The organism is Qipengyuania marincola (assembly GCF_029688625.1).
Lineage (GTDB): Bacteria > Pseudomonadota > Alphaproteobacteria > Sphingomonadales > Sphingomonadaceae > Qipengyuania.
Window position 1 is genome coordinate 730,764 of sequence record NZ_JARULC010000001.1, and the last position, 18,059, is coordinate 748,822.

Sequence of the window (18,059 nt, forward strand, 5' to 3'; positions counted from 1 at the left end):
CGTGAACACACTGACCAACGGAGATTTCTTCTCTTCGCAGAATGCGGGGGACCGGCGGCCAACCGATGATGAAGCACTCGAGACCTCACCGCTGCAGAGGCTCTGGCGGATCGCGTGGATTAATCGCTTCGTCATAGCCGGCTTAATCATTGTCAGCGTGGTTGCAGCCTTGATCATCACACTTTTGATGACCCCGCAATACACTGCGACGGCGCGTTTGCAGGTCAACCGGATCCAGTCCAACGTCTCGGATGTCGAGGGGCTCGAACCGACCGGGGCGGCACTTCTCTATGAAGAATTCTACAACACGCAATATGCCTTGCTGGAATCGACGGCTCTGGCCGAGCGGGTTGCGCGCGATCTGAACCTAGTCGACGACGGCGAATTCATTGCAGCCTTCGATCTTGAAGAGACCATCGCCCAGGGCACCACGCGTGACGCCATCAGCAATATTGCCGAAGTTCTTCTCGAACACGTTTCGATCAATCCCATTCGGGGATCGAGCCTGGTCGATGTCGAGTTTACCAGTCCGTCCGCGCGGCTTTCTGCAAGGATCTCGTCAGCATGGGTCGACGAATTTATCGAAGGCAGTGTCGAGCGGCGCTTTGCATCGACCAATGATGCTCGCGATTTCCTTCAGGAGCAGCTGGCCCAATTGCGCAGTCGTCTGGAAGACTCCGAACGCCAGTTCGTAGCGTACGCCTCGCAGAGCGGCATTATCGCGGTACCCGGACTGGCCGGGCAGAGTGCAGAGGAAAGCGGAACTCTCGTCGGTAACGATCTGGCGAATATGAATGCAGCGCTGACCCGCGCACAGGCGGAGCGGATCGAAGCGCAAAGCGCGTTGCGTGCAGGTGCGTCATCTGTCTCCGACGCGGTCAATGCAAACCTGCGCAGCCAGCGCGCGCAGGTTGCGGCCGAGCGTGCCGAATTGCTCACGCGTTTCGAAAGCTCTTACCCCGGAGTTGTTGCTCTTACCGACCAACTGGCGGAACTGGATCGCCAGCTGGCGCAGGCGCAAGCGGAAAAACGACAGGAACTGCAACGCTCCTACAACGCTGCCGTCGAGCAGGAGCGTCGGCTCGAGGAGCAGGTGAATGCGCTTCGCGGCCGTTTTCAGGACGAACGACGCGCGACTATTCAGTACAATATCCTGCGACGGGAGGTCGATACCAACCGCGAACTCTACAACGGTCTGCTCCAGCGCTACAAGGAGATCGGCGTTGCAGGCGTCGAGGCGAGCAATGCCCAGCTGATCGACGCCCCGTCGATACCCGATGAGCCATCCAGCCCCAGCCTTCCACTAAACCTGATCCTTGGCTTGTTGGCGGGGGTCGGTCTGGCGGGCGGGTTCCTGTTCGTTCGCGAGCAGATCGACCGGACCTTGCGCGACCCGGCAGATGTCAAGCGTGTGCTCGGTGTGCCCCTTCTTGGCATAACGCCAAAGGTCGACAGTGAAACGGTTATCGACGATGTCGAAGATCCGAACAGCGATATGGCCGAGGCCTATCTGTCGATCGGGGCCAATCTCGACCTGGCGACCGATCACGGGTTCCCCCGCACGTTGCTGGTTACCAGCGCCAGCCCGGGCGAGGGCAAGACCAGTTCGTCCTATGCGCTCGCCAACCGCCTCGCGCGGGACGGTCGCCGTGTCGCTCTGGTCGATTTCGATCTTCGCAATCCGTCAATCGGGAAACGCGTCGGCCTGCCCAACGAGAGGGGTGTCACCGATGTTCTTACCGGGCGGCTAAGCTTGCAGGAGGTTCTGCAAACCGGCGATCGCGATAATCTTTCGATTGTGACTACAGGCAAAAAGCCCCCCAATCCCGGCGAACTCATTTCCAGTGAGAAAACGGCTGCCTTTATCGCCGAACTGCGTTCGCAATACGATCATGTGGTCATTGATGCGCCGCCGGTTCTGGGCTTGGCCGATGCGCCATTGCTCGCACGCCGTGTCGAAGGGGCCGTCTTTGTCATCGAAGCGAACCGCGTGGGTATGCGTCAGCTATCGAACAGCATAGAGCGTTTGCGCGCCGGCAATGCCGAGGTCTTTGGCGCTATCGTAAGCAAGATGGACAGCCGCAACAGCGAGTATGGCTACGGCTACGGCTATGGCTATGGTTACGGTTACGGAAAGACTGGCGAAGAGAGCGATTGAGCTCCAGCGAAAGGACAGGGTTCATGAAGTTTGCCAAACTTGCAGTCCTGGCCGGTATCGCCGTACCCGTAGCAGCGGCTTCTGCGTATCACGCTGCCTCCGAGGTTCGCGTCGACGTGCCGCAAGCGCCGGTTCTGGTATCGAGCGGTCTTGGCTCGACTGTAGCGGCCGCGTCGGTGGAACGCGACTTCAGGCAAGCTTTGGCCGAAGCGGCAGCCGATGGGGGGTTGGCGGGCAATATCATTACGGATGGCCTTTACAGCCGAGCCGAACAGGCCTTCCTGGCCGATCCCCTGGATATGGCGATGATCCGGATCATGACGATCGGCCGGATCGCCAGCGAAGTCCCGGGACGCGCCATCGCCTTGCTGGAAGCTGCCACTCTTATCAGCAAGCGCGACCCGCTTACGAACCTGTGGCTTGCTCAGAATTTCGCGCAGGCCGGCGATGTGGATAGAATGCTTGCATCGCTCGATCTTGCGATGCGCGCCAGTCCTCGGGCTCGCGAGGCGGCGATCCCGATCCTGGTCAACACCTTGAACGACAGCCGCAGTTTTGCGCCGCTTGGCGAACTGCTCGAGCGCGAGCCGGAGTGGGAGGAGGAGTTCTGGACGAACTTCGTCAACAATCCGGTCGGTCTGGAGAATTCCTCGGAATTTTTCGCAGCTACAAGCATGACAACCGCCCGCTTCGACCAGACCCTGCGATCGCAACTTTACGCCAATCTCCGTGAGCGGAACCTATTCCGGGATCTGGCCTTCTTCGCTGACGCGAACACCGGGGACGACGATAAGGAAGGCGCATTCCCAGCTGTTCAAGACGGTGCGCCGTTCGGTTGGATGGTATATTCGGACGGATCCTTTTCGACGAGGATCCGGCCGGATACCGGCGAGCTGGAAATCGATGCCGAAGCTGGTGCGGCTGGTCTTATCGCGGAGCGTATAATTGCGCTGGATGGGATCACAGAATTCTCAGTGAGAATGGCTCAAAAGATTCCGGAAACCGCGACCCTCGAGGTCAGCGCAATATGTGCGGATGAAGAAGAAAGCCCCATCGCGACCGCCCGGCTAGATCCGAACGCCGATGCGGCAGCAGCGTCATTTCCACGTCAAAATTGCGATTTCGCAAACGTCAGGCTAACTATGTCGGTCGTACCAGGTCGTCAGAACGCATTGCTTCGGATTTCCAAGGTCAACTTCTACTAGACATCGTTCGATCTTTAATACCGCCAAAACGGCGCTTAAATCGCATCATCTGAAAAATAGTGTTTCTTGATACAGTTATTAGCAGCCATTTTCTCACCTCAAGTTCGCAGGTTTTGAAGTGGTCCGAGCATTCGTAGTGCAGAAAGAGGTCATGCGTTTGACCGATGGGGCTTTTGGAAACGCTCCTGGTGCACAACGGCTTCTACCAATCGTTGCTGACGTGACCCTGATTTTCCTCCTCGATTGGCGTCCTGCCCAACGAGAAGGAGGGACGAGACGAAGAGAACGAGGTTTGCACCAGAGCAGATTATCGGCGTGCTGGAGGAGGCCGAGGCGGACGTCAAGACCGCTGAGCTGGCCCGTCGGCACACGGCGTATCTGAAGCGACGATCTACAGTCGGAAGTCGAAGTATGGCGGGTTGGAGGTGTCTGACGCTCGCCGCCTGAAGGAGCTGGAGAGCGAGAAGGCGAAGCTCAAGCGGCTGTTGGGCGATGCGATGTTGGACAAGGCCGCGCTGAAGGATCTTCTGGCAAGAAAGTTCTGACGCCCGCCATGGGGCCGAAGGCGGCGTGTAGCGCCTACCGGGAAGTCGTTGCTCATTTTCAGTCCTGCCACGGGATGAGCGAGCGGCGGGCGTGCCGTGTCATCGATGCCGATCGCAAGCATGTCTTGAGCCTGTCGGAGGCAGCATGCGCTACCGTTCCACCCGGGACGATGATGCAGGTCTGCGTGAGAAGCTGCGCGAGCTGGCCAACCAGCGTCGTCGGTTCGGCTATCGCCGTCTGCACATTCTGCTGCGCCGAAAGGGGATTATGGTCAACCGGAAGAAAACCCAGCGGCCATACACTGGCATTCCATTGCACCGGGCAGGTCGATGCAGAACGGCTACGTCGAGAGCTTTACCGGCCGTATGGGCGATGAGCTGCTCAACGAGACACTGTTGATGAGTGTGGCTCATGCCCGGATCAAGATCGCTGCATGGGTCGAAGACTACAACCGGCAGCGACCGGACACATTTCTCGGTTACGCTACACCGGCGGCGCTCGCCGCCGAACTGGATAAAGCAATAGCCTGCTTCGCTACGCCCTACGGGCTCCGCTACGCAAGCCATGCCTTCACCTTCGTAGATGCGCAAAACAACCGCCCGAAACTAATCCCAGCTGGAACAATGCTGGAGGTCACGTCACTGCGTTAAAAAGTGGTCACGGCCCGTTTGAAGCGAGCTTCTAACTGCCGTGGGTCGACGCGCCGGATTTCACAGCCGCCGTATGCCCGAATTGTTTTACCGTTCGCCATCATCGCACTATGCGCTCGGCAGAAGCCAGATTCTCTTGGTATCCAGGCAAAGACTGCGTAGGGGCTTCACGTGCGTCTCAATCATCTGCCGCAGGTGCGGATCAAGGGTCGTAGAAAACTCGAGGGAATCGTGCATCATTCCCTCAGGCGGCAGCATTGGTCTTGACCGTCCGGGTGATATTAACTTTTGGAAGACGAGGGATGTGTCTGGCTAAGCTAGGAGCGGCTTGCGGGGTTGCCATTCTGGAATTTGGAGAGCCTGCGATTTACAACAGCCGATGCCACTTCGTCGGGCCGTGGATATTGGTTTGGTGCATCGTACCACAATAAGTTCGAGAGGAAAGGCAGGGCACGAATTTTAGTAAGGAGCCGACAAAAGTAATTATATCTTTAATTATCGGATCAAAGTTATGCGACGGCAGCATAAAAAGGTACGTAGTTGCACAATTTTTAATGCCACGCATTCCGAATTTCGTCTCTGTACATCTGGTCTGTCGTGATTCCCCCCCCCGTCGAAGCAAATAAGCTTTGTTCGCGTCGAGGCTGTTTAATTTTGAGCGCTTTTCGATCGTGATTAATAAGGCATCGTAATGTAACTTATATTGTCTCGGCGGACTTACTAAAAAGGTTCGGGCCAAAACAATGGCCGGTTCTTGAGTCGGCAGAGGACGGCAAACTGGATAACCTATGCAATGTCAATGCCCTCTATCCCTGCCCGAAAGGAGGTCGTAGGTCGTGCTTTCGAAAAACAGCGTTAGTGCCGTATATGACTTTCTGCTGCGCAAATTCTCCACCCCAAGCCGAAAAACTCTATTGAAAGGAGGAGCTTGGGCTTTTGCTATCAAAGGCCTATCTGCAATTCTTTCGTTTGCGATGCTAGCTTTCCTCGCTCGGACAATGACCATCGAAGGATTTGGAGTATTCGGGTTTGCATTTAGCTTGGGAACTCTTTTAGCCAAGGGGGCCCTTCTCGGACAGCAGCAACTCGTATTGAAAGAGGTTTCCGCAAACTCTGAAAACGCAAAGCTTCAACGAGGGGTTGCAGCGCATGGCTACGGGGTGGTCGCAATTGGTTGCGCTGTTGCTGGGCTTCTCTTAGCGTCCTCTGCTCTCATCACCGGTGACATGATATATTTGGCTGTGGCTGCTTTTGTGACGGTTATGGCAATAAGCGAGCTTCAGACATCGCTGCTTCGCGGACATGGGCTCGTTGCTTTGGCGTTGGGGCCCAGAGAGATTGGCTGGCGTATTGCGGTAATTGCGTTCGCCGCAGCAACCTATTTCTCCGGAATCAGCATGGAACCCTCAACCGCCATGTTAGTCATTGCCGTCTTACTGGTAGGAATGGTGCTCGCTCAAACCCTAGCCTATCAACCAGTTCGGCCGTGGAATCTCATGCGCAAGGAGAAGGAGATACGCGATTGGCGCCGTTCCAGTATGTTGTTTTGGTTCAGCAGCGTAGTCAATATCGCAGCTGCGCAACTATCCACGGTTGCATTGGCCTTCCTCGCGGCACCGGATAAGGTAGGACCATTTTTTGCTGCACTGAAATCAGCTCAGATTCTAAATTTGTTTCTGCTAGCAAGTAATATTGTTGCGGCACCGTTGCTCTCAAAAGCGCATGCGCTCGGCGACAAAAAGGAAATGCAAATGATTTCAGCTGTGGTTGCTTGTCTTGGTACGGCTTTTTCTTTCTGTGGATTTTTATTTATGGTTTTCTTTGGCGACTTTATTCTGACTGCCTTCGGTGAGGGGTTCGCCGAGGCTTACCCCTCTTTGGTGGTGCTCGCCGCCGGATATGTTGCAATGGCGGCCTTTGGGCCGAATGTTCAGGCTTTGCAAATGACCGGTCATGAGGGCGTCATGCTGCGCATTCTTTTCGTCACCAATTTCCTTGGACTAGCGCTACTACCCTTTGCGATCTGGGCGTTCGACGGAATCGGTGCCGCTGCCGTAGTCATGTGCACCATGGCTGTCTGGAATGTTTGGGCTTGGGTGGAAGTCAAACGCCGCGTAGGGATAGATACGAGCTTCCTCTCAATGGTGGGGAGAATTCGGATTTCGCGATCATCCTAGTTTTTACCTTTGCATTTGGCTGCTTATCCACGACGAGGCACCAAAGCAAAATTTTTCCAATACTGTATGAACCGCTCCCCCAGTAAGCAGCGAGCCTTCTTTCCCATCGGACCTCCAAGTCTTGTCCTCAAAAAAATTTTGACTGTCTTCCCACCGCGAGCGAAGTGCAGTTTGGAGCGAACGACTTCAATCGCTTAAAATTGAGTTCGGAAGCGCGTTTCCAGCCAAAATATCTCTCACTTTGAAAAGAAGGGGGGCGGCTTCAGGTTCGCACCGGGACAGAAGAATGTTTATTGCCCGAGCGCCTTCCGACAAGAAGCCTCTGTTCCGGTCGAGGTCCACCTCGATGCCCCGTCCAAGAATAAAGCCAAACGTTCGATTTCTGCTCGTATCACACAGACCGGTAAGAAGTAGATCTCCGACTCCCCCATAGCTGAAAAGAGCCGAAGGATCGTGGCCCAGCAGCGATAGCAGGTCCGAAACCTCTTTCAGAATGCGGGTCACAAGAAGGTACACAGTATTCTCTGATAGACCCAGAGCGGCCGCTATCCCGAGCACCAATGCGTAGGTGTTTTTAATGGCACCAAGAGCGTCAACAGCATCGGGCGTATCCGAGTAGTCCAGGCAGATGTTAGAGTCCCGGAAGAGGCGGCTTATGTGTTCACGCGCCGTTAAAGAGTTGGTTCCGCATGTGAAGCCCGACAACTCGCCCAAGAGAATAGGTCTAGCGAAGGTAGGGCCCTTGAGCGCGACATACTGTGCTTGAGGAACTGTGGTTTTGAAGAGCTGGTAAAAGGTAAAATGGCGTGGATGAAGGCCCTTGGCCAAATTGACGATTATGCTTTCCGACGATGCACGAGCCTGTAGGTATGGAATATAGTTGTCGACCTCGCGGGCCGGGATAGCCAGAAAAACAACGCGCGTGTTAAGTGCATCTTCGAGATCATGGGACGCCGATATAAGCGGGTCGAGACTATGACCGGGAAAGTAGCGCGAGTTTACTCGTGTGCACTCGATTTCCTCGGCTTGCTCGCTGCTTCTGCAGTAAAGTTTGACCTCCGTTCCGGACCGTGCAAGTGCAGCTGCAACCCCGGTACCGAATGAACCGCCACCCAACACCGTCACACGTTCGCAGCTCATCGCTTTTCTCCGGAAAGCGCGTCACGTATTAAAGTAGACGACACGCCATCGGTCCGAGGCAAGTAGACGACAGAACAGGCGTCCGAAAGGTAATCGAACTTACCGGCCCAGTCTTCTCCCATCACGAGGATATCGGCACGGTAAAATTCAACGTAAGATCGCTTTTTTTCTAAGGATTCTTCATAAAAAACCTCGTCCACAAAACGAAGTGAATCTACGATTTCAAGCCTATGGTCCTGGGAATAAAAAGGCGACAAACCTTTTTTCTCTACATTCAGTGCGTCGGTGGAAACTCCGACTGTTAGGCTGCCGCCCAATTCGCGCGCTCTTTTCAGGAGCCGCACATGTCCGATATGGAACAGATCGAATGTTCCGAACGTGATAACCCGCATATGATTCGCTCTAATGATCTAAAGACATCCGTGCCGGAAAGTTGCGAATTACGTAGAAGGGAGGTCACCTAACTGGCGGCGAAACGCGCTTCATATTAGGCGCCGACCCCGCCGGTCGCACCACTTAAAGTTGTCCCTCAAGTCGACCCCGCCTATCAGAAAATCCGCTCTCCCGAACTGCCGGCGTGATGACCAGCCCCTTATGATGCATACTCGGGAGAATCAACCCATTGACCCTGGTGAGCTAAGAGGCCAGTTGGGTCAGCGCATGGTAGATAAAGGCTATGTTCCGTACGCACGAAAAGTGCAATTCTGGCTTAATGCCACAGGGCGTACCTTTTTCGGGGAAATTAATTCCTTCTTCGTATCGGAGAATGAAGGAGATTAGAGTGAAATGCGTCGTCGACAATGGGGCCTTGGCCCCCTTTTCAAAGTATAATTTCAAGTCTAACATATTTAAAAATGTTTACAAAGATAAATTTGTTTATAAATGTGAAAAATGCGGCCTACGCCAAGCAGACGTGTCAAAGGTTAACGAAGACGCGTTGCTGCGCTACTACGCGTACGACTACCGCAATGTCGCGAAAATAGCAGTCGAATTGAACGAGGGATCGAGCCCATGGTATCAGTCTCGCGCGAAAGCCATTGCCGAATTAGTGCCAGGGATGCCACAGAGAGTCTTCGAGCTCGGTGCTGGGTACGGTTACAACCTCAAAGCGATCAAGGCTAGGTTTCCTGACGCAGAATTCTTTACCGACGAACTCGATGAGACGATGCGATTCGGCGGCGTAGCCCAGCCCGGTTCGCTAGATGATGGCCCTTTCGACCTTATTGTGCTCTCCCATGTGCTAGAGCATTTCACCGATCCAGTATCTTTGTTGCGATCGGCAGGTCAGGCGCTGACCTCTGGCGGGGTTATAATTGTAGAAGTGCCCAACGATCTAGAGGGTATCGTGCCGCTCAACGGACCTGATGAACCTCATCTCACGTTTATGACTGAACCCACATTGCGCAACCTCATTCAGGTTGCAGGCCTCCGCATCGTCGAATCCTTCACTGCGGGCCCTGCAGTCCGCCGCCCCTCTTTCGGCTCGAAAGTAAGGAAGGCAGTAGGTCGTTTGCTTGCGATGACAGCTGCGGGGCGGAAACTCATCGTGCGTAGAAGGACGGCGTACACGACGGCAGCCAATTTCTCTCAACGCAATCCCGACGGCGTGTTTTTGAGAGCCATCATCACCGCGAACAAATAAACAGATATATTTTTCAGCTAGTAGACTGGTTTTCGCATTGAAACTTCGCTTGATCATCGCTTTTAAATTCCTAATTCGCCTTATTTCGCGACTGATACCAAAATCTGATCTTTTAATAGTTTCAACTTTCCCCGATTACGACGATACGACAAGATCTTTGTTATCTGCGGTATCTGAAAGTAAATTCCACACCACTTTTCTGGTCTCGGAACCCGAAGCCGCGCCTTCCTGGGTAGACTCAGACGACGTTGCGCTGGTTCGGCGCAATAGTGTAAAGGGGATTTGGCTATTTCTTAGAGCGCGAGTTATCATTGTTACGCACGGGTTGTACAAATTTCTGCCTACGACTGAAAAGCAAGTACTCTGCAATGTTTGGCATGGTATGCCAATTAAAAAAATCGGAGCCTACTTGCCAAATTGGTATCCTGGCAAGAATGCGTTTGATCTAACGATCGCGCATAGCGATTTATTCCGCGATATAATGGCAAAGTCGTTCGACCTTCCGAAGTCGAGTGTCCTCCGATTATTTCACCCAAGGCTCGATCAGTGCTGTCGGACGTCGCATCTTCGAGTTGAAGAAATTTTTTCTGAGGCAAGGTATTTGTGTCTTTGGCTTCCCACCTACAGGAGGTCCGTGCGATACGATCTGCGCAGCGACGGTGACGAGGACAAGGCCTCCGTCAACCAACCAGAACAATTAAAGAAGCTTAACGCCCTATTCAAATCGTCTGATACCATCTGTATTATTAAAAGTCATCCTAATGCTCCGCCCCTCGATCTAGAAGAATACAGCAACATAGTTTGCATGACGGATTCTGAGCTCTTGGAAGCAAACATCTCACTTTATCAATTGCTTGGAATTTGTAGGTTACTAATTACCGATTTGTCATCAATATATTTCGATGCGGTTTCTGTAAGTAAGCAAACCCTTCTATACTGTCCAGACCTCAATGAATACATGAAGAGCCGCGGTATCATAGATGAAAGCTATGAGATAATTCGAGGCAAGGTCATAACGGATTTCGAATCTTTATATGAGGAGGTGCGATCCGCATTGTGTTTTGACGCAGGAGTAATTTCAGCATTCAGGCAGATCGAACGAGGCGACGAGAAGATCGGTCGATACGATGGCAACGCAACAGAAAAATTACTTAGGCGTCTGGGCGTTTTGCATCGCCAGAGCAGTCTGTGAGTGGCAGCGGATATCGACTCCTTGAAAGATTCACCAACTCTCACCGGGTAATCGTGGCCGTCGTTTCTCACCTCAAGTTCGCAGGTTTTGAAGTGGTCCGAGCATTCGTAGTGCAGAAAGAGGTCATGCGTTTGACCGATGGGGCTTTTGGAAACGCTCCTGGTGCACAACGGCTTCTACCAATCGTTGCTGACGTGACCCTGATTTTCCTCCTCGATTGGCGTCCTGCCCAACGAGAAGGAGGGACGAGACGAAGAGAACGAGGTTTGCACCAGAGCAGATTATCGGCGTGCTGGAGGAGGCCGAGGCGGACGTCAAGACCGCTGAGCTGGCCCGTCGGCACACGGCGTATCTGAAGCGACGATCTACAGTCGGAAGTCGAAGTATGGCGGGTTGGAGGTGTCTGACGCTCGCCGCCTGAAGGAGCTGGAGAGCGAGAAGGCGAAGCTCAAGCGGCTGTTGGGCGATGCGATGTTGGACAAGGCCGCGCTGAAGGATCTTCTGGCAAGAAAGTTCTGACGCCCGCCATGGGGCCGAAGGCGGCGTGTAGCGCCTACCGGGAAGTCGTTGCTCATTTTCAGTCCTGCCACGGGATGAGCGAGCGGCGGGCGTGCCGTGTCATCGATGCCGATCGCAAGCATGTCTTGAGCCTGTCGGAGGCAGCATGCGCTACCGTTCCACCCGGGACGATGATGCAGGTCTGCGTGAGAAGCTGCGCGAGCTGGCCAACCAGCGTCGTCGGTTCGGCTATCGCCGTCTGCACATTCTGCTGCGCCGAAAGGGGATTATGGTCAACCGGAAGAAAACCCAGCGGCCATACACTGGCATTCCATTGCACCGGGCAGGTCGATGCAGAACGGCTACGTCGAGAGCTTTACCGGCCGTATGGGCGATGAGCTGCTCAACGAGACACTGTTGATGAGTGTGGCTCATGCCCGGATCAAGATCGCTGCATGGGTCGAAGACTACAACCGGCAGCGACCGGACACATTTCTCGGTTACGCTACACCGGCGGCGCTCGCCGCCGAACTGGATAAAGCAATAGCCTGCTTCGCTACGCCCTACGGGCTCCGCTACGCAAGCCATGCCTTCACCTTCGTAGATGCGCAAAACAACCGCCCGAAACTAATCCCAGCTGGAACAATGCTGGGGGTCACGTCAGGATCAGTACAAAAGCTTGGCGGTTCGGTTTTGAAAATTAAATAGCGGATTGCTTCACATTTCCCTAATCCATAAACCTGAAGCAGTTTTTATCTTATTCACGTGGCGCTCCCACGTGAAAAAAGATTGCGCAAATTCCTTGGTAGCAGACCGTAATTCTCCTGATTTGTTGAGGTCAGTCAAAGCTCTTGTGAGGATGTCAGCTAGCTCTTCGGCGCTATCGCCTTCCACGAGATAACCATTTTCGCCGTGATGTATGAAATCCCGAGGCCCTCCATTATCGCCGGCTATTGGAACTGCGCCAAACCGCATGGCATCAGCCAATACAATGCCGAACCCCTCGATATCTGTTCCGCCATCAGCCTCAATTTGCGGATGAAGAAAAATGCTGGCCCGGCTATATTCGCGCGCGATCTCGTCATCAGGTACGAAACCCAGCATTTCAAAACGATCATCCAGGCCCAGAGCGTGAGCCTTCGCCTTAAGTGAAGCTGCCAAAGGGCCGGTTCCGGCCAAGCGATACTTGAACGGATATTTATCGTGATCGATGAGTGAGACTGCTTCGAGCGCGAGATGCAGGTTCTTTCGTTCGACCAGGCGGCAGACCGTGAATATTGCATTCGGCTCTTTCGCAGGAAGATCACTGACGTCGCCGAAATCGGTGCAGCCGTTCCATGAGACTATCGTGTTGGCCTCGGTGAAACTCGGGAATTCGGAAAGAAAGCGTTGTCTGATAGCATCGCTGACGAAAACGATCGTTTGCGCGCGTGCCAATACGAATTCTGCAAGGCGGCGGATCAAGCTAGACAGACCGAAAACCTCCTTGCCATGCACAGTCACGACAATAGGAGTTCTGAGCCAGAGGAATTGGCTAATTGCGGCGACGCGCCAACTGGTAGCGTGGATCAAGTCTGGACAGTAACCAGACCTTTTCAGGGCGATACAAACCCTCATCATGCTGAAAGCTGTGAGAATTTGGGCGCGCTGCCGTACGGCCTTGAACCAATGAAATTGATTGCGGGGAGCTCCCGAAGGGCGCCGTACCGACGTAACCACATGGACACAGTGCCCAAGTTCTTCAAACGCTTTCGCAACGTTGTAGGAGTATGTTTCTATTCCTCCGTCGTCTGGCGGAAATCCCTTGGCAACGATGAGGACATTCTCGGGAGACATTTTCCAATTTTGTCTTTCTATCCAGAACGGGGAGAGGCGCTCAACTCAGCGCGTAACAAGGTAGCGGGCAGACCACTGGCGCAGTTTGTAGGTCAATCCACTGACGAGGCCCTTGCTCTTGGTATAGCTTCTGAGCACGCGTATCGCATCGCCGAGTGACGCCATGGCAAGGCGTATCCTGCCGACCTCACGGCCGCTCGTCGCGAGTTCGGGTTCGTAGCCATCCGCCATCATCTGTTCGTATGCAATCTGCTCTATCAGCAATTGGTCGCGAGGTGACAACTGCTTGCGCCAGTTGCTGTCCTGCCGCGCGATCCCCGCGGTTCGCCGTGAGGGGCTCCATTCGTCGGGCTTGGCTTGCGCATCGAGGCCTGCGAATTCGGGCGTGACACCGAGGGCATCAAACGCTTTTGCCAATTCAGCGCGAGGATCGTCGAGCAGGTCCTCATAGCGGATAACGTGGCTGTTGGTGCAGGATCCCGACGTGGTCCAGCGGGAACTGGTTGCGGACGCCTGGCGCCAGATCTCTGCACCGCGAACGATGCTGCGGCCCCAAGAGCGATGCATAGAGTATACGGTCGCGCGCGGATCGCGACGAACGAAAAGGAAAAAACAGTCGGGCCAGGTTTCGGCAATCTTTCGCAGGGCGAAGATATTTTCGGGTGTTTTCTCGCCGATATAAACGACGCCCTCTTCGCTCCCGCCGCCAATTAGGAAGATGAACAGCGCGTCGAGCAAGTCGATGCCGTCCAGCCCATTGAGAGCCTGCGCGAAAGCGGCTTTTCCGGGCCAGCTCCCATCCTGAACCCGCCTCGCACCATAAGCACTGGCACGGAGGAGTTTCTCCATTTCCTGCCAAGTCGCCCCATTGCGCGAAAGTTCGATGAGCTGAGGGAGGACCTGCAATTCATCCTCCAACAGGGCGATGTCGGGCGAACGATTGATAAGGTCGCGCACGAGCGAAGTGCCGCTCCTGGGCGCACCTACCACAAATAGTTTTCGCGAGCTCGATGGGGACACCGTCATGTCCCAGCCTGCAGTTTACCGGACTGCCTTCGCAAATGCGTGGTGCCGGCCATGAAAAACCATTGCACCAGAAGCTTGGCAGAACGCAACAGGCCCAGCTTTTCGACATGGCGGTAGATCATCCACTGATAGCGGATATTCCCAAATTTTTGGGACGAAAGGCTGTCGGGCCGTACGCGGTACGAGCACAGCGTCTCGGGAACGAGCTCTGCTTTCGGTACCCTCTTCAAAATACGCAGAAACAGGCCGAAGTCTTGCCTCCGTCGAAGCGCCGGAAAGCCCAGACGCCATTTCGTCTTGCGTCTGTCGTACATAATGCTCGAAGTTCGGATGAAGCAGAACGGAAGTAATTCCGCATAGGTCGCCGAGGACTTGATTGATCCGCTATGGGAATACGTATTCCCGTTCTCGTCGATGATGTCATAGAGGGTATAAGTGAAGGCGGAGTCATGCGAGTGCATGAAATTCAACTGCTTTGCCAGTTTTTCGGGATGCCATAGGTCGTCGCTGTCGAGATAGGCGATAAACCGACCTCGAGCGGCCTTGGTGCCGCTATTTCGAGCAGCCGAGCCTCCACCATTTTTGGCCCTGTAGACGGGGCGAATCCGACTGTCGTTCAAGCGGTTCACCACCGCATGTGGCGGCGTTTCCGACTGATCGTCGACCAGAATGATTTCGAAGTCGGTAAAACTTTGCGCCAGGACCGACTGGAGAGTTTCGGCCAAGCGTGCGGGATCGTCATTGTACGTCGGTATGATTATCGAAACCAAAGGAGGTTTTTCACAGGAAGAATCAGTGGGCATAGCGCCAAGCGCTCCGGCTCGTATTCTAAGTGGGATCGGGCAGGTGCCTTGGAGTAGCACGCGTCGATGCTTTGATCACGCGGCTTTGCTGCTCCCGATGGATTCCGTTGGCGACATAGCCGTGCGAAAGGGGGCGCTCCGTTGCGCTCCGCTGCCGCCTCCAGCGGGAGCCGCAAAGCAGAATTGGACCAGTCTGCACATGAGACGGGGTTTGACCTTGCAATGCGGAGCGATCGAGCTCGGCACGGGCATTTATAACCTGATACGGTGGCTCACCGCAGGCGCTCTCCGTGGGTTTTCAGGACAATGCGCGAGAGAAATTATCGAACGTCTTTAGTCGCCTCAGGGCAAAGTCTGTCGGTTCATGTCAGTTCGCATTCACCGAAGTCAGCAGTCGGTCCTGTCAGCAAACACGAAAAGGGCCGGCTACGGAAAATCCGCAACCGGCCCTCCCGTTGATTTAAAAAATCAGGGGCTCAGCGGCTCATCGTCGTCATCGTCGGCAGCGATGATGATACCGGCGATGATAGCAACGCCAGCAATGATCGCGATGATCAGGCCGGGCCCACCAAGCTCGGAGGTTTCCGCGCTCGGCTGCGAGATGCGGTCGACCGCGGGTGCAGCCGAAACAGCGGCCGGCGCAACGGCCAGCGATGCTGCGGCGGCAGACATCAATACATTCTTCAAAAGCATGCTTTTCTCCTTACTTACTTCAATTCCGTGCGACCACGCGAACCCGAAACAGGGACGCTTACTCACCGCGGATTTCAACGGCTTGCTAGCCCATGCGATCCCGGTTCGCAACCTCAGACCGCCCTCAAAAAGAAACGGCACAGCCCATTGTCGCAAAAAAGACACAGGGATCGACCCTTTAGCGCCATTGAATGGTAAAAAAACACTTAAGTCGGGCCTGAAAAAAGCTGTCGATCAGCACGAACAGCGATATTCATTCATGATATAGCAAATTAGAAATGAAAAGCATCTAAGTAAAACCTTGTCGAGATATTGAGAAATCGGTTTTAGCATCACTGATTAAATAAAACGTCAAACAGTTCGTGCGCCCTAACCACCCGATGATATATGTAAAAAAGGAATTGAAATTCGGGGTCGGTTGCGTACCTTTCATTCCTTGAGGCGCTGCGAAGATGTGCCGATAGGATAAGGTCACTTCATTTAGCGTAGCCAGCGATATCGAGCGAAAAAGTTGTTGGGCGCATCGCTCCTTGTTGATCGATAGAACCATCGCTGCGATCGAGCCAATTTTCGGCAAATGCCTCGCATCGCGGCCTACTGCGGAGCGACGCTGCGCAAATCGATGGCTTCCGGTGGGCGCTGAATGTTCGCGAGGCGCGTAAAGGCACCGCCTTGCACGTCAAAGTCAGAAAACACGTAACGCTTCAGCGAACCGAAGTGCATGAGTTCGGGGTAGCTATCCATTGTCGATGAGGCCCAAGCAACATTGCGCATTTCGAGATCGCGAATCGTCATGTCCGTTTTCCACAGCCTTGCGCCGCGGGGCATGCCGAGCGCCATCATTTCGATGACCTTGATGGAACTTGCCGAAAACTCCGCACCGAAAACCGAGAACCTGGTGTCGTCCGGGCCACGGTGCCTGACCTGCAATTGGGAAATCTCAGCCTGGCGTTCGCCGGCGAAGCGTATCACGGCGCCCTCGCCGGGTGCCTTCATGATCGCAGATAGGTCTCCTTCGATGGACAGGCGCGACAATCGCGCTGGCGCCGCTATGTCGTTTCGCAAGGAAATCAGGAAGTTGATGTCGAGTTCAGCGGTTGGGTTCGGTTGTAAATCGGTGAATACGCAGTCTTGTATGTTGCCGCCCGAGATTACCAGCATGCCATCGCAGGCATAACCGCTGAAAACCGTTCTCTCGACAACCAGATCCGGATTGCGATCCGCGTAGATGAGATGATCGGTGTCGCTGTCCGCAAGCCTGCAATCACGAATGGTGACGTTCGGCGCCTCGTTTGCAACGATGCAATTGCGCACGGTGTTGTGGATATAGAGCCGTTCCATGAGGGTTCGAGCGGGAGCGACATAATCCTCTTTGCGACCTGTCATTCCTAGGTTGATGCCGCCTTGACGCAAGCGATACCGGCGCAGCCGTTGCTTGCCTTTGCTTTTGCCTTCTTGCGGCGCGGCGAGGTACGCGCGGTAACCATCGGCGTGGTCGCGGCTTTGGCGGGCCGAACCGTCGTACTCAAAGTCGCGAAATTCCGCGGACGAGGCGCCGCTGACTGTCGAGAGTCCGCGAAAGGCGGCCTCTCTCGGAGACTTGGGATCCCGATTGCGAAGGAGACTGTCAAAGTCCTGAGGATGAGGGATAGTCCGCAATCCAAAACGGCCCCCTCCGCCGAAAGGGGCCATTCCGCGCAGGACCTGGCCGTCGCCGAGCCAGTTTGCGATGTGATCGTAAAATCCATCCAGCACCGCATCCCGCGCTCCGCTCTGAAGCATGACCTGCAGGGCTTTGCTGTTGTCTATTCCAGCGCCTTCGCGTGCACCGAACCAGCTTGCGTAGGCAGTGCCGGGAAAGCGGACGCCTCCATCGACAGACCAGATCCAACTGCCCTGGGGTATGTCGGCTCGTCGCAAAATGCCGCGATTCCAAGCGAGTAGCGAGACATCGAACGCAGCCGCGTTTGCCGCAACCGCGGGTTCCTTCGCGAGTGACAGCGTCACACCGGGCATGATGCGCAGGACGCCTCCGTCGAAGATCAGGTTTCCGCGAACATATGTATCGTACGAGATTGTCCAGATGCCTGGCTCGATCACAAGGCTATCGCCACTGCCTAATGTGTCGAGAGTGGCGGTAAGATCGCCTGTGGAGCCCGCTTGGATGGACCGGGTCTCGGTATATCGGCCCGTGCCGGTCAGGGCGAGGGTTGCGAGCGCAGCTGCACCATCAAGGAAAGAACGTCGCTGCAGGGTGAACTCCCGAGATTGCGATTAGAAATCGACGGACCTATGCCTTCGACGCGCACTCCTTTAAGTCAATCTGCCTTTCAATTTCTGGAACGATCGCCGCGGGACAAGGAGCTGGCGGGAAACGCCGGGCGAATTGAAGGGGATTGGAGGGATCGGGCTTCAGCCGGGGCGGGCGCAATAGACATGTCCCGCACTGGGCGATCACGCCTCAGGGCTGCATCAGGAGGTAGACCGCTCGCC

12 protein-coding genes and 2 pseudogenes are annotated in these 18,059 nt (G+C 54.8%); 7 read left to right on the forward strand and 7 right to left on the reverse strand.

The annotated features are described in order from the left end of the window. Position 1: 1 nt before the first annotated feature. The 4 genes and pseudogenes from P8Q88_RS03670 to P8Q88_RS03685 all read left to right on the forward strand — a co-directional run bounded on the left by P8Q88_RS03670 (position 2) and on the right by P8Q88_RS03685 (position 6,736). Positions 2 to 2,158: a GumC family protein gene (locus P8Q88_RS03670; RefSeq protein ID WP_278322467.1), complete on the forward strand. Its 2,157-nt coding sequence runs from the start codon at positions 2 to 4 to the stop codon at positions 2,156 to 2,158. After that, positions 2,155 to 3,363 (forward strand): hypothetical protein, encoded by a 1,209-nt coding sequence (locus P8Q88_RS03675; protein WP_278322468.1) that lies wholly within the window; start codon positions 2,155 to 2,157, stop codon positions 3,361 to 3,363. The genes P8Q88_RS03670 and P8Q88_RS03675 overlap by 4 nt, the downstream gene beginning before the upstream one ends. Positions 3,364 to 3,606: 243 nt before the next feature. Next, positions 3,607 to 4,491: pseudogene (locus P8Q88_RS03680) on the forward strand (integrase core domain-containing protein). A gap of 904 nt (positions 4,492 to 5,395) precedes the next feature. Beyond that, positions 5,396 to 6,736 carry an oligosaccharide flippase family protein gene (locus P8Q88_RS03685; protein ID WP_278322469.1) on the forward strand — a complete coding sequence of 447 codons (1,341 nt, stop codon included), beginning with the start codon at positions 5,396 to 5,398 and terminating at the stop codon, positions 6,734 to 6,736. Between the two features lie 186 nt (positions 6,737 to 6,922). On the opposite strand, the gene P8Q88_RS03690 is transcribed toward P8Q88_RS03685, so the two are convergent. Together P8Q88_RS03690 and P8Q88_RS03695 are read right to left on the reverse strand one after the other, a co-directional pair. Next, positions 6,923 to 7,876: an NAD(P)H-dependent glycerol-3-phosphate dehydrogenase gene (locus P8Q88_RS03690; protein ID WP_278322470.1), complete on the reverse strand. Its 954-nt coding sequence runs from the start codon at positions 7,874 to 7,876 to the stop codon at positions 6,923 to 6,925. Further along, entirely contained in the window at positions 7,873 to 8,268 is a 396-nt protein-coding gene (locus P8Q88_RS03695) for an FAD synthase family protein (RefSeq protein ID WP_278322471.1), read from the reverse strand. Before P8Q88_RS03695 ends, P8Q88_RS03690 begins: the two co-directional genes overlap by 4 nt. A 389-nt stretch (positions 8,269 to 8,657) precedes the next feature. Here P8Q88_RS03695 and P8Q88_RS03700 point away from each other — a divergent pair, with 389 nt between their 5' ends. From P8Q88_RS03700 to P8Q88_RS03710, 3 genes and pseudogenes are all read left to right on the forward strand, one after another. After that, positions 8,658 to 9,518: a class I SAM-dependent methyltransferase gene (locus tag P8Q88_RS03700; protein ID WP_278322472.1), complete on the forward strand. Its 861-nt coding sequence runs from the start codon at positions 8,658 to 8,660 to the stop codon at positions 9,516 to 9,518. A 49-nt stretch (positions 9,519 to 9,567) separates the two neighbouring features. Then, positions 9,568 to 10,710, forward strand: coding sequence for a CDP-glycerol glycerophosphotransferase family protein (locus P8Q88_RS03705; RefSeq protein ID WP_278322473.1), 1,143 nt, complete (start codon positions 9,568 to 9,570; stop codon positions 10,708 to 10,710). Between the two features lie 217 nt (positions 10,711 to 10,927). Beyond that, positions 10,928 to 11,812: pseudogene (locus P8Q88_RS03710) on the forward strand (integrase core domain-containing protein). 113 nt (positions 11,813 to 11,925) lie between these two features. Here the strand turns inward: P8Q88_RS03710 and P8Q88_RS03715 are convergent. The 5 genes from P8Q88_RS03715 to P8Q88_RS03735 all read right to left on the reverse strand — a co-directional run bounded on the left by P8Q88_RS03715 (position 11,926) and on the right by P8Q88_RS03735 (position 17,666). Beyond that, the gene (locus tag P8Q88_RS03715; protein ID WP_278322474.1) at positions 11,926 to 13,044 is read right to left on the reverse strand and encodes a glycosyltransferase family 4 protein; all 1,119 of its coding nucleotides are present in this window, start codon (positions 13,042 to 13,044) and stop codon (positions 11,926 to 11,928) included. Positions 13,045 to 13,089: 45 nt separating this feature from the next. Beyond that, on the reverse strand, positions 13,090 to 14,070 hold the full coding sequence (locus tag P8Q88_RS03720) for a sulfotransferase family protein (protein ID WP_278322475.1): 981 nt from the start codon (positions 14,068 to 14,070) through the stop codon (positions 13,090 to 13,092). After that, the gene (locus P8Q88_RS03725; protein ID WP_278322476.1) at positions 14,067 to 14,873 is read right to left on the reverse strand and encodes a glycosyltransferase family 2 protein; all 807 of its coding nucleotides are present in this window, start codon (positions 14,871 to 14,873) and stop codon (positions 14,067 to 14,069) included. The genes P8Q88_RS03720 and P8Q88_RS03725 overlap by 4 nt, the downstream gene beginning before the upstream one ends. A gap of 468 nt (positions 14,874 to 15,341) precedes the next feature. Then, the gene (locus P8Q88_RS03730) at positions 15,342 to 15,566 is read right to left on the reverse strand and encodes a hypothetical protein (protein ID WP_278322477.1); all 225 of its coding nucleotides are present in this window, start codon (positions 15,564 to 15,566) and stop codon (positions 15,342 to 15,344) included. 594 nt (positions 15,567 to 16,160) lie between these two features. Continuing rightward, on the reverse strand, positions 16,161 to 17,666 hold the full coding sequence (locus P8Q88_RS03735; RefSeq protein ID WP_278322478.1) for a right-handed parallel beta-helix repeat-containing protein: 1,506 nt from the start codon (positions 17,664 to 17,666) through the stop codon (positions 16,161 to 16,163). Between the last annotated feature and the right edge of the window lie 393 nt (positions 17,667 to 18,059).